Annotated in this window: 17 protein-coding genes; 7 read left to right on the plus strand and 10 right to left on the minus strand. The window is 52.3% G+C overall.

The features are described from left to right. Positions 1-23: 23 nt before the first annotated feature. The 4 genes from L3K52_03950 to L3K52_03965 all read right to left on the minus strand — a co-directional run bounded on the left by L3K52_03950 (position 24) and on the right by L3K52_03965 (position 3,974). Positions 24-1,256 carry an RtcB family protein gene (locus tag L3K52_03950; protein UOG92889.1) on the minus strand — a complete coding sequence of 411 codons (1,233 nt, stop codon included), beginning with the start codon at positions 1,254-1,256 and terminating at the stop codon, positions 24-26. Positions 1,257-1,578: 322 nt separating this feature from the next. Beyond that, entirely contained in the window at positions 1,579-2,079 is a 501-nt protein-coding gene (locus tag L3K52_03955) for a hypothetical protein (protein ID UOG92890.1), read from the minus strand. Positions 2,080-2,209: 130 nt separating this feature from the next. Next, a complete protein-coding gene (locus L3K52_03960; GenBank protein ID UOG92891.1) occupies positions 2,210-2,407 on the minus strand; it encodes a hypothetical protein in 198 nt (65 codons plus the stop codon). Between the two features lie 679 nt (positions 2,408-3,086). Next, on the minus strand, positions 3,087-3,974 hold the full coding sequence (locus L3K52_03965; GenBank protein UOG92892.1) for a fructosamine kinase family protein: 888 nt from the start codon (positions 3,972-3,974) through the stop codon (positions 3,087-3,089). Positions 3,975-3,997: 23 nt separating this feature from the next. Here L3K52_03965 and L3K52_03970 point away from each other — a divergent pair, with 23 nt between their 5' ends. Beyond that, complete coding sequence (locus L3K52_03970; GenBank protein UOG92893.1) at positions 3,998-4,723, plus strand: MipA/OmpV family protein; 726 nt, start codon at positions 3,998-4,000, stop codon at positions 4,721-4,723. Positions 4,724-4,752: 29 nt separating this feature from the next. After that, positions 4,753-5,463: a TIGR00266 family protein gene (locus tag L3K52_03975; protein UOG92894.1), complete on the plus strand. Its 711-nt coding sequence runs from the start codon at positions 4,753-4,755 to the stop codon at positions 5,461-5,463. Positions 5,464-5,480: 17 nt separating this feature from the next. Here the strand turns inward: L3K52_03975 and L3K52_03980 are convergent, their stop codons facing one another. Next, a complete protein-coding gene (locus tag L3K52_03980) occupies positions 5,481-6,077 on the minus strand; it encodes a LysM peptidoglycan-binding domain-containing protein (GenBank protein ID UOG92895.1) in 597 nt (198 codons plus the stop codon). Positions 6,078-6,395: 318 nt separating this feature from the next. Here L3K52_03980 and L3K52_03985 point away from each other — a divergent pair, with 318 nt between their 5' ends. Next, positions 6,396-6,872, plus strand: coding sequence for a septal ring lytic transglycosylase RlpA family protein (locus tag L3K52_03985; protein UOG92896.1), 477 nt, complete (start codon positions 6,396-6,398; stop codon positions 6,870-6,872). On the opposite strand, the gene leuA is transcribed toward L3K52_03985, so the two are convergent. After that, positions 6,869-8,548 (minus strand): 2-isopropylmalate synthase, encoded by a 1,680-nt coding sequence (leuA, locus tag L3K52_03990; GenBank protein UOG92897.1) that lies wholly within the window; start codon positions 8,546-8,548, stop codon positions 6,869-6,871. The genes L3K52_03985 and leuA overlap by 4 nt on opposite strands. Positions 8,549-8,674: 126 nt before the next feature. On the opposite strand from leuA, the gene L3K52_03995 reads away from it, so the two are divergent. Continuing rightward, positions 8,675-9,172, plus strand: coding sequence for an Lrp/AsnC family transcriptional regulator (locus L3K52_03995; GenBank protein ID UOG93964.1), 498 nt, complete (start codon positions 8,675-8,677; stop codon positions 9,170-9,172). Here the strand turns inward: L3K52_03995 and L3K52_04000 are convergent. Continuing rightward, positions 9,144-9,326, minus strand: a complete 183-nt coding sequence (locus L3K52_04000; GenBank protein ID UOG92898.1) for a hypothetical protein — start codon at positions 9,324-9,326, stop codon at positions 9,144-9,146. The genes L3K52_03995 and L3K52_04000 overlap by 29 nt on opposite strands. 36 nt (positions 9,327-9,362) lie before the next feature. Here L3K52_04000 and L3K52_04005 point away from each other — a divergent pair, with 36 nt between their 5' ends. The 3 genes from L3K52_04005 to L3K52_04015 all read left to right on the plus strand — a co-directional run bounded on the left by L3K52_04005 (position 9,363) and on the right by L3K52_04015 (position 11,585). Beyond that, positions 9,363-9,596, plus strand: a complete 234-nt coding sequence (locus tag L3K52_04005; GenBank protein UOG92899.1) for a ribbon-helix-helix domain-containing protein — start codon at positions 9,363-9,365, stop codon at positions 9,594-9,596. A 99-nt stretch (positions 9,597-9,695) separates the two neighbouring features. Then, positions 9,696-11,030 carry an IS4 family transposase gene (locus tag L3K52_04010; protein ID UOG92900.1) on the plus strand — a complete coding sequence of 445 codons (1,335 nt, stop codon included), beginning with the start codon at positions 9,696-9,698 and terminating at the stop codon, positions 11,028-11,030. Positions 11,031-11,297: 267 nt separating this feature from the next. Continuing rightward, positions 11,298-11,585, plus strand: a complete 288-nt coding sequence (locus tag L3K52_04015) for a hypothetical protein (GenBank protein UOG92901.1) — start codon at positions 11,298-11,300, stop codon at positions 11,583-11,585. Positions 11,586-11,654: 69 nt separating this feature from the next. On the opposite strand, the gene L3K52_04020 is transcribed toward L3K52_04015, so the two are convergent. From L3K52_04020 to L3K52_04030, 3 genes are all read right to left on the minus strand, one after another. Then, positions 11,655-11,876: a type II toxin-antitoxin system VapC family toxin gene (locus L3K52_04020; GenBank protein ID UOG92902.1), complete on the minus strand. Its 222-nt coding sequence runs from the start codon at positions 11,874-11,876 to the stop codon at positions 11,655-11,657. A gap of 174 nt (positions 11,877-12,050) precedes the next feature. Beyond that, positions 12,051-12,209, minus strand: coding sequence for a type II toxin-antitoxin system VapB family antitoxin (locus L3K52_04025; GenBank protein UOG92903.1), 159 nt, complete (start codon positions 12,207-12,209; stop codon positions 12,051-12,053). Positions 12,210-12,282: 73 nt separating this feature from the next. Next, complete coding sequence (locus L3K52_04030; GenBank protein UOG92904.1) at positions 12,283-14,670, minus strand: YgiQ family radical SAM protein; 2,388 nt, start codon at positions 14,668-14,670, stop codon at positions 12,283-12,285. Positions 14,671-14,704 lie beyond the last annotated feature (34 nt).

Here is a 14,704-nt window from a genome sequence, read left to right on the forward strand (position 1 = left end):
GTAGAGTTGGGTGAGTATTAAACTCACCCCTTCACACACACCACCTGCTTCAACGTATGCAGCACTTCCACCAAATCGCTCTGCGCCGCCATCACCTTATCAATCGGTTTGTAAGCCGACGGCGTTTCGTCGATCACGCTTTCATCCACGCGGCATTCCACCCCCGCAACAGCGCGTTTATGCTCCTCCAGCGACACGCGGCGTTTCGCCTCAGTACGTGACATCACGCGCCCCGCGCCGTGGCTGCAACTGCAAAAACTTTCGGCATTACCCAGCCCGCGCACGATGAACGATTTCGCCCCCATGCTGCCCGGAATAATCCCAAGCTGACCTTTTTGCGCACTCACCGCCCCTTTGCGCGTCACCCACACATCCTTGCCGTAATGGTGTTCGCGGTTGATGTAGTTGTGGTGGCAATTCACCGCCTCCACGTCCGCCGTGAACGGGATCGGCAATACCTCGCGGATCGCCTGCAAAGTACGCGCCATCATCACCTCGCGGTTGGCTTGCGCGAAATCCTGCGCCCACGCCACCGCCGCCACGTAGTCGCGGAAATGCGGGCTACCTTCGGGGATGTACGCCAAATCCTTATCCGGCAAGTTGATGAAATAGCGTTCCATATCCTTTTTCGCCTGCTCGATAAAGTGCGTACCGATGGCATTGCCCACCCCGCGTGAACCGCTGTGCAACATCACCCACACGGTTTGGGTTTCATCCAGACACACCTCGATGAAATGGTTGCCCGTACCCAGCGTCCCCAAATGCTTCAAGTTATTGGTGTTTTTCAGGAACGGGTGCTTCTCGCACAACCGCTGGAAACCCGCACTCAACGCCAGCCATTTTTCCAGTACATCGTCCGGCGGATCACCCCAACTTCCGGTATCGCGTTTACCGCGAGTCGCCACGCGCCCATGCGGAACAACCTTCTCAATCTTGCTACGCATCGCTTCCAACGAATCGGGCAAATCGGCTGCGGTCAAGGTGGTTTTCGCCGCCATCATCCCGCAACCCAAATCCACGCCCACCGCCGCCGGAATAATCGCCCCCACGGTCGGGATCACGCTGCCAATGGTTGCACCTTTCCCCAAATGCACATCCGGCATCGCCGCTACCCACTGGTGAATAAACGGCATCTGCGCAATGTTCAGCAATTGCTTTTTGGAGTTGTCGTCGAAAGGCACGCCTTTTGTCCACGCTTTAACGGGCGCGTGACCGGCTTCGTGGAGGACTTCGTAGGGAGTGGCGGTAGTGCTCATGGTGTTTTCCTTGCTTGTCGTTGGTTACGCCGCAAGCATTGCAAGGGGTGTGCCAACCACAAGAAAATATCAAAAGAATGCTATAAGCACTTGAAAATAAAAAGATAAAATTTTATTTATGCTTTTAAAGCCAAAAAATTAGCTCCGAGTTGCTATCTAAATAAATAAAAATCTATCTTTTAATTTATTACCACGTTAATAAAATAAGGTATATTCTGCGATCTACTTATCAACAAAAAAGCTGGACAAGTGAGTACCTTGCCCAGCCTGTATTTACTGTTACGGCATTAGATGATGAATCTGTTACCAACCGACGCAGTATTTAGCTGTTGAAACGATTGAAGTTGGCAAAGCTAGTATCGAACAAGTTGGCAACTTCATACAGATTGACCGTGGTTTTGTCGCCTTTTTCTGAAATGCTGCCATCGAGCTTTTCAATCGCACCGCCACCCTGTGCACCCGCACCTTGATCACCGTTTCTTACTTTATCATCGCCATCAGCGGTTTGACCCCATAGACCATGCGGCATGACACCATCAGCGGCAACGTTAGTGCTCTTGAAATCAACATCAAGATAAGACTTATTTGCGGCTGTTTGACTATTCACGGCGACACTGTATTCGCCATCGTTCAGAATCACTGATTTTCCTTGCTTAGTGACTGATCCAACATCCACTTGATACGTGCCGTCTTGTTTGGCTTCGCCATTGATAGTGAGAGCGCCATCCACGTCAACTTGTACTTGGTCTTTGCCCATAGTTGCACCGACATTACCCATAATGGTAGAACCAACTTCATCCCATTTGGCAAAGGACGCATTCACTTGGAAACCTTTGTCGCTGAGGATATTGTAGGTTTTACCTGCTTGGCCTTGTACATCGTATTTTCCTCCATCAGCACCAAAAAAATGCGGATCACCTTGAACGCCACCATTACCCGCTGTAGGAATTGGCTTAGGCTTTGCGCAATGGTTCCCAGTGTTCCCAGTGTTCCCAGTGTTCCCAGTGTTCCCAGTGTTCCCAGTGTTCCCAGTGTTCCCAGTGTTCCCAGTGTTCCCAGTGTTCCCAGTGTTCCCAGTGTTCCCAGTGTTCCCAGTGTTCCCAGTGTTCCCAGTGTTCCCAGTGTTCCCAGTGTTCCCAGTGTCCTTGCAACCTGATCCCTGCATTGTTTGCATCAACTGTACAATCATTTGTAACAGGCTTAACAACAATTGCTGAGTATTCTGATTACTATTAAGACCAGGAAGTCCACCAGCATTACTACTAATAATAGAATTGGTGGAAGAACTTGAGTTGGATTTGTTGCCGCGATTGGCAGAGTAGCTGCACCCACATTGATTGGCTTGAGATGTGTTTTGGGTATTTAAATTAAGCATTTTTCGCTCCTACACTAAATGATTAAACGCTAAAAGATCATGGATCAGCTAACGTCCTGACTGTTTACTGTTTTCCTATGGAGTCAGTAAAACAAGCCCCACATTATGGTTGTACCCTCTGAAGGTATAAATTGAAGCAAGGACAAACGCTCAAAATTTTCTTATAAGTGGCACGATAAAGAGTTTTATCCCAAACATCACCTTGATCGACTACTACATCTGTGGGTCATTGTGTTGCAACAGTTGGATGATGGTCAGTAATTCTCATTTTAAACGAATGGTTGGCAGTGTAATCAATATGTTAAAAATCATGACCATTTTTTATGTGTTTTCAGTGCCTTGATTCATAAAGCATATTTTTCAAAATGAGAATTGCTGGATGATGGTTCGATTGTGCATACAATTACAATATAGGCGTAAAATTGATAAGTGTAGTATAGAATATTACGCCCATATTAGCCTATCTCTGCCAACAGCATCTCCGTCATCCGCGCCGCCTGCTCCCCATACCCACTGCCAAACAAGTTGAAGTGGTTGAGGATGTGGTACAAGTTATACAACGTCTTGCGCACCGCATAGCCCGAATCCAACGCCCAAGCCGCGTTATACGCTGCATAAAAGTCTGCCCCAAACCCGCCAAACAGCTCGGTCATCGCCAGATCGGTTTCGCGGTCGCCGTAATACACCGCTGGGTCATACACCACCGGGCTGCCATCCGGCAAATACGCCAAATTCCCACCCCACAAATCACCGTGCAACAACGAAGTCACCGGCTGATAATCGGTAAACAATGCGCCAATGCTTTCTTGCAAGCGCAAGCCTTGCTCATAAGAACGCGGCGGATAGCCATTACGCCGCGCCCGTTCAAGTTGAAACCCCAGTCGTTCCTGTTGCCAGAACGCCACCCAGTCGTGTGTTTGAGTATTAAGCTGCGGGCTTGCGCCGATGGTATTGCTACGAAACCACCCGTGTTGTGCAGCCGTGTGGCGGTGCATGGCAGCGAGTTGCGTACCCGCTTGTTGCTGATCACCGTGTTCTTGCAGCGGCAAATATTCCAGCAACACATACGCCTGTTGCCCTTGCACCCCATAGCCCAGCGGCTCAGGCGCACGCAGGCTGGCACTGGCGCGGATTGCATTCAACCCATCCACTTCCGCCGCAAACATTTCCAGCAAACTCGCCTGATTTACTTTGAGGAAATAGCGGCTGCCATCGGCAAGTGTTACCGTACTGGTTTGGTTAATACAGCCGCCGCTGGCAGCGTCGACACGCGCAATCGCAATGCCCGTACCAAGGTGTTGCTGGAGCATCGGTAAGATCAAATCGGCGTTGCTGGATTTCATTACATTTGAACCGGGGATATAACATGAAGTATGCATTGTGTGCCGCACTCGCGCTGTTAGCAACCGCGCAAATACCTGCCGCCAGCGCCGAACCGCGCCAGTGGAATGTCGGCCTTGCCGCTACCGCCGACCAATCGCCATTCGTGGGGGGCGACACGCAAACCGGCGTCAAACCCGTCATCATTAAGGAAAACGGCTTTGATATTGCAGGCCCTGCATGGTCATTCAACGCCACTCCCGAACGTGAATTTTATGTGGGGGCAGGGCTGGATGAATGGGATCACGAACGCGGTGACAGCCCCGCATTGCAAGACATGGCGGAGCTGGATCGCGCCATCAATCTGCGGGCGGGCGGGGCTTGGAAACTCGCCACCGGCACGGTTGCCGCCGACCTTGCGCAAGATGTCGCCGCTCACGAAGGCGCCCAAGCCAAACTGCGCTACACCCATCACCTCGATACGCCCCTCAAGCTGCGCCCGTATGCGGAACTGCAATGGCTTTCTGCCGACCTGACCGACTACTACGTGGGTGTCGATGCTGCCGAAGCCAAAGCAGACCGCCCTGCTTACCAAGCTGACGCCGCCCTCGCGCTGAAACTTGGCGTTACCTTGGAGAAACCCATCAATGAGCGCCTAACCTTGGTGGGTGGCGTGAATGCGACTGGCTATGACAGCGCGATTGCTGACAGCCCCATTATCGACAGCAGCACGGTTTGGGGCGGGTATGCAGGCGCGGCCTACCGTTGGTAACACCTTTGCAATAATCGGAGAGTTTATCCATGACAGTGTTTACAATAACCGGCGACGTTGACCCGTTTTTACACGTTGCCATGCAAAAAGGCGACAAAATCTACTGCGAATCGGGCGCGATGGTGATGATGGAGGCCAATCTTGAGCTGAAAGGCCGCATGACCGGCGGGCTAGGCAGTGCTCTAATGCGGCGTTTCACCAACGGCGAATCCCTGTTTCAGCAACACATCGAAGCCACACGCGGGGACGGTGATTGCCTGCTTTCCCCCGCGCTGCCCGGTGGCATGGAAATCATCGACGTGGGCGCCCGCCAATATTTGCTGAATGATGGCGCGTTCGTCGCCGCCACCTCCGGCACAGAAATGAAAGTGCGTACCCAAAGCATCGGCAATGCCTTGTTCGCGCAATCCGGCGGCTTTTTCGTCATGGAAACAGCGGGGACAGGGCAGGTTGCCGTATCCGGTTTTGGCTCAATGTTTTCGCTCGATGTGGAACCGGGCAACGATCTCACCATTGATAACGCCCATGTTGTGTGCTGGGACAGTGCCTTGCACTACGAAATTTCTGTCGCCACCAGCAGTTCTGGCGGCGGTTTAGGTGGCATGTTTGGCAATCTGGTCAACAGCGTCACTAGCGGCGAAGGCGTGGTGTTGCGCTTCAGCGGGCGCGGCAAAGTGCATATTTGTTCGCGCAACCCCGCCTCATTTGCCGCCTTGGTGCAAAAAGGCATGACAGCCTGAGTCAGCAATGGGGGTGACTAACGCAACCGCAATTGCTGCCCTGCATTGATGTTATTGGAGGCGGTCAACTGATTCAGCGAAACCAGACGCTCGATGCTGACCCCTGTTTGGCGCGAAATCGCATACAGCGTTTCGCCAACCTTGACCACGTACCGATCCACCGCAGCCTCCGCAGAGCTGACATTAGCCATTGGCAGCATTTCTTTGTCAGGCGTCTTCCGAGGCTGTGCGGTATTAGGCAGATCAAAAAGCTTCAGCGGCTGACCTTCTTTCAGATTATTCAGGGAAGGCAGTTGGTTAAGGACAATCAAATTCTTAATCGGAACGCCAGATTTACGCATAATCGCGTATAGCGTATCGCCTTTCTGCACAATATAAAAATTATCAGCAGCACTTGGGCTACTGCTGGCAGGCGCAGTTGGTGGAGAAATCGCCAACTGATTGGCAATGATTTGATCAAAATACGCAGAATCTGTCGGACTGGAACCTCCCTTCAGGGGAACGCAGTTGTAAGTATCCTCAGCAGCCAGTGTTGCTCCGCTGGTCATCGCACAGGCCAACAAAAACGACTGCCCTAGTCGTACCTTCTCAATCAGAAAATTATCGGCAAACATTATAAAACCCCTTTTTTATTATACGCTTGTATACATACTGTAATGCTACGGACGCTGACAGCAATCCCACCAAGGGTTGGTTGCATTATCCATTAGACAAATATATCAGCATCTGTGACGAATGCCCATTTGAATTGTAGGCAACGCCGCTCATCCGCCATTATCGGCACTTTTTCTACCGCTTATCTGCTCTCAGCGACCGTCAGTTGCGGTTATCGCCCGCGTTTTTGCGCCTGTCTAGGGGGCGCGTTTCTATTAGTTCGCTTTATGAAAATATGGACACATCAAATAACAAACATTCAAAAAGCGAGATCACCCATGAAAAACAACAAATTAATCAAATCTTTAGCCCATTTCATTGGATGCACTTTCGTTTGCTTACAACTGTTTGGCGGCGTCGCCAATGCCGACTATCTTGTTTATCAAGTGAGCAACGTACAGCAATACGACCTCTACGAAAAACCGCAAGCCGCTTATCAGCCAGCACCTGAACAAACTAACCGCTCGTCAAATATCGGCAAAGCCTCCTACTATGGAACCCAATACCACGGACGCCCAACCGCGAGTGGCGAAACCTACGATATGTATGCCATGACTGCTGCACACCCCAACTTGCCTTTCGGTACACTTATTCGTGTTACCAATCTGCAAACGGGGCAATCTGTCACGGTGCGCGTTAATGACCGTGGCCCATTCAAACCGGGTCGTATCGTGGATGTTTCACAAGCCGCCGCCGAACAGTTAGGGTTGCTCCTCAATGGCACTGCTGACGTACAACTGGACATCGTTGGTTAATAAGCTTCACCCACCAAGCGATTTGCCCCGCTGACCAAGGCTTTGATGGAGGCGGTAATGATATTGCCATCAATCCCCACGCCGTAACATTCGGCACTGCTGCCCACACCCGCCTGCCGCAATTCAATGAAAGCGCAGGCTTGCGCATCACCCGCATCCACGCTTGCGCCAATAGAACGCTCCTCGTAACTGCGCACTTGCACCCGAATCCCCGCCCCTTGCAAAGCATGAACTGCCGCATCAATCGGCCCATTCCCCGTCCCCGTGAGTTCGTGTCGAATGCCATCGCGCTCAATCACCAAGCGAATGCCTTGCGCATCACCCTGTTCAAACAAATGGTGTGCGCAATAACGCACGGGCGTAGCAGTCTCCAAATACGTCGCAGCAAAAATGCCCCAGATGTCGCTGGCATTCACTTCGCAACCGTGCTGATCGGTGTGGTCTTTCACCACGCTGGAAAATTCGACCTGCAAGCGGCGCGGCATCACAATGCCATAAGCACTTTCCAGCAAGTACGCAATGCCGCCTTTACCCGACTGGCTGTTGACGCGAATCACCGAATCGTAACTGCGCCCCACGTCCGCCGGATCAATCGGCAAGTACGGCACGTTCCAGAACGATTCCGCCGTTTGCACCGCCAAGCCTTTCTTGATCGCATCCTGATGCGAGCCGGAAAACGCGGTAAACACCAAATCGCCCACATACGGGTGACGCGGATGAATCGGCAATTGCGTGCAATATTCCGCCGTCCGCGCCACTGCGTTGATGTCGGAAAAATCCAAACCGGGCGCAATGCCTTGGGTGTAGAGGTTGAGTGCCAAGGTCACGATGTCAACGTTGCCGGTGCGTTCGCCGCTGCCGAACAAGCAACCTTCGACCCGATCAGCACCCGCCAACAACGCCAATTCTGTCGCTGCTACCGCTGTGCCTCGGTCATTGTGTGGATGCACACTGAGGATCACGCTGTCGCGGCGGGCAAGCTGGCGGTGCATCCATTCAATCTGGTCGGCGTACACATTCGGCGTTGCCATTTCGACAGTCGCGGGCAAGTTGATGATCACCGGATTGGTGGGGGTTGCGCCCCATGCAGCGGTCACGGCATCGCATACTTCACGAGCAAATTCCAATTCGGTGGCGCTGAAGGTTTCCGGGCTGTATTCCAACACCCATTCGGTTTCCGGTTGGTCGGCTGCCAAGTGCTTGATCAATTCCACCGCCGACACTGCCATGCCCAACACATCCGCCTTGCTCATCCCAAACACGGTGTCGCGGAACGGCTGAGAAGTGGCGTTGTAGACGTGCACAATCGCCCGCCGTGCGCCGCGCAAGGATTCCATTGTGCGCCGAATCAAATGCTCCCGCGCCTGCGTCAACACCTCGATGGTGACATCGGCGGGAATGTGCTTGCCTTCGATCAGCTCGCGCACAAAATCAAAATCGGTTTGTGACGCGGAAGGAAACGCCACCTCAATTTCCTTGAAACCGATGGTGCAGAGGGTGTGGAACATGCGCATCTTACGTTCCCCATTCATCGGCTCGAACAGTGATTGATTGCCATCGCGCAAATCGGTACTCATCCAGATCGGCGGCTGGGTAAGGGAACGGCTCGGCCATTGGCGGTCAGTCAAGGCGACGGGCGGGAACGGACGGTATTTGGTGGAAGGCTGTTTCAACATGGCACGCTGCTCTAGTGGTTAATGCGCTTAGTTTAAAAGAAAGGGCGTGGCAGGCGATTGCGTTTTGCGGGATAAAAACCTATCGTATTGGCAGTAAATTGCTAACAAAAACTCAATTATGGAATAATAATGCAACTCGACCGCTACGACTGGCACATCCTGCAAGTGCTGCAAGACAACGGCTGTATAAGCAATCAGGATTTGGCTGACCGCATTGGGCTGTCACCTTCGCCCTGTTTGCGGCGGGTACGGCTGCTGCAAGAGGCGGGTTTCATCACCGGCTATCGGGCGTTGCTGGATGCGAAAAAGCTCGGTCTGTCGTTGATGGCGTTAATCCACATTTCGATGGATCAGCACACGCCGGAACGTTTCGACACCTTTGAAACCCGCATCGCTGACATTCCCGAAATACTCGAATGCCTGCTGATCACCGGGCAATCCGCCGATTACCAGCTCAAGGTGGTGGTGAAAGATATGGATGCGTATCAGGCATTGCTGCTCAACCGCATTACGCGCATACCGGGGGTGAGCGGGGTGCATTCCAGCTTTGTGTTGCGGCGGGTGGTGGATAAGGCGGCGTTGCCTATTGCCACCATCACAACCGATCCCACTCTGGCACGTTAGGATTGTGTGGCACTTTATCCAACAATGACGCAATTTTCTGCTTCAAGTCGCCGAGGTTTTTAGTGCGCAACCGTTGCTCGATACCCGCAAAAGTTTCAAGCTGGCTTAATTGCGTTGTTAGCAAGTAGTTGGCAAGGCTATTCCGTGAACCCATGTTAATATAGCTATAATCATCCACATGGAAACCACTATGCGAACCTTGCAAATGACCTTTGATGACGATCTGGTAGCTGAACTTGATCAGGTTGTTCAGGAAAACCACACCAACCGTTCCGCCTTCACTCGCGAAGCCTTGCGCATCGCAATTGCACTCTATCACCAACGCAAATTGGTAGAAAAACACCGCGCTGGCTACTTGCGCCACCCTGTTGCCCCCGACGAATTTTCAGTGTGGGAAGAAGAACAGGCATGGGGTGATGAATGAAGCGTGGCGAAATTCATTGGTATACCTTCAAAGAGCCGGATAAACGCATCTCCTTATACACAAGTCCCTAAGCTGATGTAGGATAAGCAATTTTCACCCATGAACTGGTCATCTACCGAACTCACCGATCTTGATTTGGGAGACAAGCGTCTCGAAACACGCGCTGCCCATATCCTCAACGCCATGCTAAAAGCCCCCCAATCGAGCATCCCGAAAGCTTGTCAAAGTTGGTCAAGCACCTTGGCGACGTACCGTTTCTTCTGGAATGAAGCGGTGAGCCATGATGCTTTGATGGCATCCCACTTTGAAGCGACCGAGTGTCGAATCCGTCAGCAAGATTCGCGGATTATCCTGTGTATTCAAGACACCACCGAACTGGATTTCAATGGGCAGGAAACCGAGGGTTTGGGGCGTTTATCCTACGATAAGCAACGCGGGATGTACCTGCATCCGACCTTGTGTATCACCCCAGACCGTCTGCCACTGGGGATCACCGATACGTGGATGTGGTCACGGGGCTTGAGCAAAGCGGCGGATCTTGCCAACCCCGGCATCAAAGAAAGCCGTCGCTGGATTGAAGGGTATGAACGGGTAGCCGAACTGGCGGCACGCTGCCCTGAACACCGCCTCATCTATACGGGCGACCGTGAAAGCGACTTTTATGACTTACTCAAACGGGCGCAAGCCTTGGATTACCCGGCTGACCTGCTGATACGGGCGCAACATAACCGCGCCTTGGGGGATGACCTCAAACTGTGGGATGCCATTGATCAACAACAGGCGTTGACTCGTATCACTTTTACCAAACCGCGCAAGCAGGGTGAAAAGCCTCGCAAAGTGGTACAAGAAATCAAGGTGTTACGTTACACCCTGCGTCCCAAAAGTAAGCATCCGATGCTATTGACCTTGGTTCAAGCCAAAGAAATCAACCCACCCGCCGGAAAATCGTCCCTCATTTGGCGTTTAGTCACCAACCGTTGTGTAGAGACCGCCGATGCCGCCTGTGAACTCATCGACTGGTATCGGGCGCGTTGGGAAATCGAGATGTTTTTTGATGTCCTGAAAGTCGGCTGTCGCGTCGAAAAACTGCAACTGGACACTAAAGAGCGCATCGAAAAAGCCCTCGCGCTCTACATCATGGTGGCCTGGCGGATTATGTTTCTGATGCGGTTGGGGCGTACCTGCCCAGAACTTCCGGCTGATCTGGTGTTTGACCCGCTGGAATGGAAAGTATCCTTCCGGCTCGGCAAAAAAGCACTACCCGATGGCATACCTACCCTCAATCAAGTGATCCGCAATCTAGCGGAACTGGGGGGCTTTTTGGGCAGAAAATGCGATGGCGAACCGGGGGCTAAAAGTATCTGGCTTGGCTACTCAAGGGTGCTGGACTGTATTTATGGGATTCAGATGGCTAGTGAGTTGGGGGAGGACTGATTTGTGTATAAAGAGATGCTCTTTAATCTATTCTGAATATGGTGATTATAATACTGCTCTCAATTATTTTGAAAAATCACTTGCTATAACACTTGAAATTGGTGACAAATTTGGCGAGGGTAGAACTCGCTGTAATATTTCAATAATTTATTCTGGACGTGGTGACTACGATATTGCCATAAACCACCTTAATAAAGCACGTACTATTCAACAGAAAATCGGTGACATGGATGGTTTATGTAATACATTTTTTAGAATGGGGCATGTATGCTTGAAAAAAAAGATATAACAAGTGCCATGCGATTTTGGTTGGAAGTCTATGTTATAGCTACAAAAATTTGCAATAGGGATGCACTAAATCAACTTGAAAATCTGGCGAAGGATATAGGCTTAATTGGTGGTTTGCAAGGTTGGGGTGCGTTATATTTATCGGAATGTTCTCGTAAATATAAAACTCTTTCCACTTGCGTCATGGGAAATCAAACATCAGTGCAAATTAATCACTACGAAATATTCAGTATTTCAATCGGTGAAATGCATTATTCATTGGTATAAAAAATAAAGGCATTAATGATGATTTCGAATCATCTTCCATACTTTCTGTTCGTAGTGCCAGTGTTTATATTACTCCGCCAAATTAATAAAATATAGAATATCTGTTTCGCTAAAGTCATTACCTTTGAACAGCAACGGTTCAGTGCAAGCTACCGCTGCGGCATACGAAAAGCAGTCACCAAAATTGAGTTTGGCGGGATGCCTGCTTTTTCCATAACGTTCGTAAGCCTGCCGTGCCAATGTCGCTTGTTCAGGTGTCACCGCAATGGTTTCAATAACTGCTTCCTGCAAAAAAGCATCCAGTTCAGCAACTCCGGCTTCACCCCGGCGGTTCAGAGTGACAATGCTGGTTTCCCACTGATACTGCTGAAATCAGATGTACCGGGTCATAGGCAATCGCCTCAATCAAGCGTGCTGCTTCTGGCTCATTTTCAAGGATGGCAATCAAAACCTACGAATCAATCATCATGCACTTGGCATCCCATAATAGTCGTAACCCAGAATTTCATCCGGTGTGCGACGGTCAAACAGGGGCAATGCGGCGCAGCGTTTGGCAATGGTTAACAAACGTTCTTTGAGTGCTGCTTGAGAGGGCGCTTGTGCCGGTTCCGTTTTTTCAGGCATCAGCATGATTACCTTCATAATCGTTTACCTATCAAGGGTGTCCGATGATGATACTACGCTGATTGGTTTGCGGCTATCTACCACCGCGCTGCTTGGGCTTGCTGGTCGGCTTCGGTTTACCGCCAAAATCCGCCCACGCCTTCGGTGGCAACCCCGTATGCTGCGTCAACATCTTCCCACTCTGCGGTTTACCCGCATTCGGTTTATTCGCTGCCGCTTGCGCAGGTTTGCCAGTATTGGGTTTACCAGCCGCTGCACTTTGCACAGGTTTACCATAATTCGGTTTCCCCACTGCCGCTTGCGCAGGTTTCCCCACCCGCTTCTGATGCTCCCCGCCCTTATTCTTGCGCCGATGCGCCTCATACACCAACTGTTCCTCACCCGCCTTGTAATGCGGGATCAACTGATTTTCGCCATCGCCGATCAGTTCCTGCCGTCCCATCTCCGCCATCGCTTTGCGCAGCAGCGGCCAGTTTTTCGGGTCGTGCCAGCGCAAAAACGCTTTGTGCAGCTTGCGCTGTTCCGGTGATTTCGCGGTGGCGACTTTTTCGCTCTTGTAGGTAACTTTGTGCAGCGGGTTTTTGTCGGTGTGGTACATGGTGGTGGCGGATGCCATCGGCGAGGGGTAAAACGCCTGCACTTGGTCGGCGCGGAAGCCGTGTTTCTTTAGCCACAGCGCGAGGTTGAGCATGTCTTCGTCGGACGTGCCGGGGTGCGCGGCGATGAAATACGGGATCAAATATTGTTCTTTGCCCGCTTCCTTGGTGTATTTCTCGAACAGGCGTTTGAATTCGTCATACGCGCCGATGCCCGGTTTCATCATTTTGGACAGGGGCGATTCTTCGGTGTGTTCCGGGGCGATTTTTAAATAGCCACCGACGTGGTGCGTCACCAATTCTTTGACGTATTCGGGGTCTTTGATGGCAAGGTCATAGCGCACCCCTGAACCGATCAGGATTTTCTTGATGCCGGGTAAGGTACGCGCTTCGCGGTACAACTCCTTCAAGGCGGCGTGGTCGGTGTTGAGGTTGTGGCACACATCGGGGTAAACGCACGCGGGTTTGCGGCACGCGGCTTCGATCTTTGGGTCTTTGCAGGCGAGGCGGTACATATTCGCCGTGGGGCCGCCAAGGTCGGAAATTACCCCGGTAAATCCCGGTACTTTGTCGCGGATTTCTTCGACTTCGCGGATGATGGATTCTTTGGAACGGCTTTGGATAATGCGCCCTTCGTGTTCGGTAATCGAACAGAAGGTGCAGCCGCCAAAGCAGCCGCGCATGATATTCACCGAGAAACGGATCATGTCATAGGCGGGGATTTTTACGCCGTTATAGGACGGGTGCGGCAAGCGAGCGTAGGGCAGCCCGAACACGAAATCCATTTCCGGCGTGGTCAGCGGAATCGGTGGCGGGTTCAGCCACACGTCGATATTGCCGTGTTTTTGCACCAAGGCGCGGGCGTTGCCGGGGTTGGTTTCCAAGTGCAGCACGCGGTTGGCGTGGGCGTACAAGGCTTTGTCTTTGCTGACTTTTTCGTAAGACGGCAGGCGAATCACGGTGGTGTCGCGGTCTAAACGGGCGCGGGGGTGGAAGATCAGTTGGTGTTCGTCGGGGCGTTTGCTGCGCGGGTCTTCGTACTCAAACCATTGCACGTTGCGCTTTTCGACTTCGCATTCACTCATCTCGGTGGTGTTGAGGTAGGGGTTGATAATGCGGTCGATTTTGCCCGGTTGGTCGATGCGGCTGGAGTCGATTTCCATCCAGCCTTGCGGGGTGTCGCGGCGGATGAAGGCCGTGCCGCGCACGTCGGTGATTTGGGAAACGGGTTCGCCGGAGGCAATGCGGTGTGCGACTTCCACCACGGCGCGTTCGGCATTGCCGTATAGCAGCAGGTCGGCGGCGGCATCCAGCAGGATCGAGGTGCGCACTTTTTCTTGCCAGTAATCGAAGTGCGCAATGCGCCGCAACGAGGCTTCGATCCCGCCGATAATGATCGGCACGTCGGGGTAGGCTTCGCGGCAGCGGTGCGTGTACACCAGCGTGGCGCGGTCGGGGCGTTTGCCTGCCATGCCGCCGGGGGTGTAAACGTCGTCGGAGCGCGTTTTGCGGTCGGCGGTGTAGCGGTTGATCATCGAGTCCATATTGCCCGCCGCCACGCCGAAGAACAGGTTGGGTGCGCCCAGTGCCATGAACGGGTCTTTGGAATGCCAATCGGGTTGCGCAATGATGCCGACACGGAAACCTTGTGCTTCCAGCATCCGCCCGATGACTGCCATGCCGAACGAGGGGTGGTCTACATAAGCGTCACCCGTGACGATAATAATGTCGCAGGAATCCCAGCCCAGCGTGTCCATTTCCGCACGACTCATGGGGAGATAGGGCGAGGTGTCGTAGCATTCCGCCCAGTATTTGGGGTGGTCGAACAGGGCGACAGGTACGTGGGGATTGGTATTCGGCGACATGGGGCAGTTTCGTCAGGTCTCAAATTGGCTATTC

It is taken from the genome of Candidatus Thiothrix sulfatifontis (assembly GCA_022828425.1).
GTDB classification, from domain to species: domain Bacteria; phylum Pseudomonadota; class Gammaproteobacteria; order Thiotrichales; family Thiotrichaceae; genus Thiothrix; species Thiothrix sulfatifontis.

Coding starts and splice junctions, on each gene's coding strand:
- L3K52_03950 (UOG92889.1), bottom strand. CDS start 1,256: ATGAGCACTACCGCCACTCCCTACGAAGTCCTCCACGAAGCCGGTCAC.
- L3K52_03965 (UOG92892.1), bottom strand. CDS start 3,974: ATGAAATCCAGCAACGCCGATTTGATCTTACCGATGCTCCAGCAACAC.
- L3K52_03970 (UOG92893.1), top strand. CDS start 3,998: ATGAAGTATGCATTGTGTGCCGCACTCGCGCTGTTAGCAACCGCGCAA.
- L3K52_03975 (UOG92894.1), top strand. CDS start 4,753: ATGACAGTGTTTACAATAACCGGCGACGTTGACCCGTTTTTACACGTT.
- L3K52_03980 (UOG92895.1), bottom strand. CDS start 6,077: ATGTTTGCCGATAATTTTCTGATTGAGAAGGTACGACTAGGGCAGTCG.
- L3K52_03985 (UOG92896.1), top strand. CDS start 6,396: ATGAAAAACAACAAATTAATCAAATCTTTAGCCCATTTCATTGGATGC.
- leuA (UOG92897.1), bottom strand. CDS start 8,548: ATGTTGAAACAGCCTTCCACCAAATACCGTCCGTTCCCGCCCGTCGCC.
- L3K52_04000 (UOG92898.1), bottom strand. CDS start 9,326: ATGGGTTCACGGAATAGCCTTGCCAACTACTTGCTAACAACGCAATTA.
- L3K52_04005 (UOG92899.1), top strand. CDS start 9,363: ATGCGAACCTTGCAAATGACCTTTGATGACGATCTGGTAGCTGAACTT.
- L3K52_04010 (UOG92900.1), top strand. CDS start 9,696: ATGAACTGGTCATCTACCGAACTCACCGATCTTGATTTGGGAGACAAG.
- L3K52_04015 (UOG92901.1), top strand. CDS start 11,298: ATGCTTGAAAAAAAAGATATAACAAGTGCCATGCGATTTTGGTTGGAA.
- L3K52_04025 (UOG92903.1), bottom strand. CDS start 12,209: ATGCCTGAAAAAACGGAACCGGCACAAGCGCCCTCTCAAGCAGCACTC.
- L3K52_04030 (UOG92904.1), bottom strand. CDS start 14,670: ATGTCGCCGAATACCAATCCCCACGTACCTGTCGCCCTGTTCGACCAC.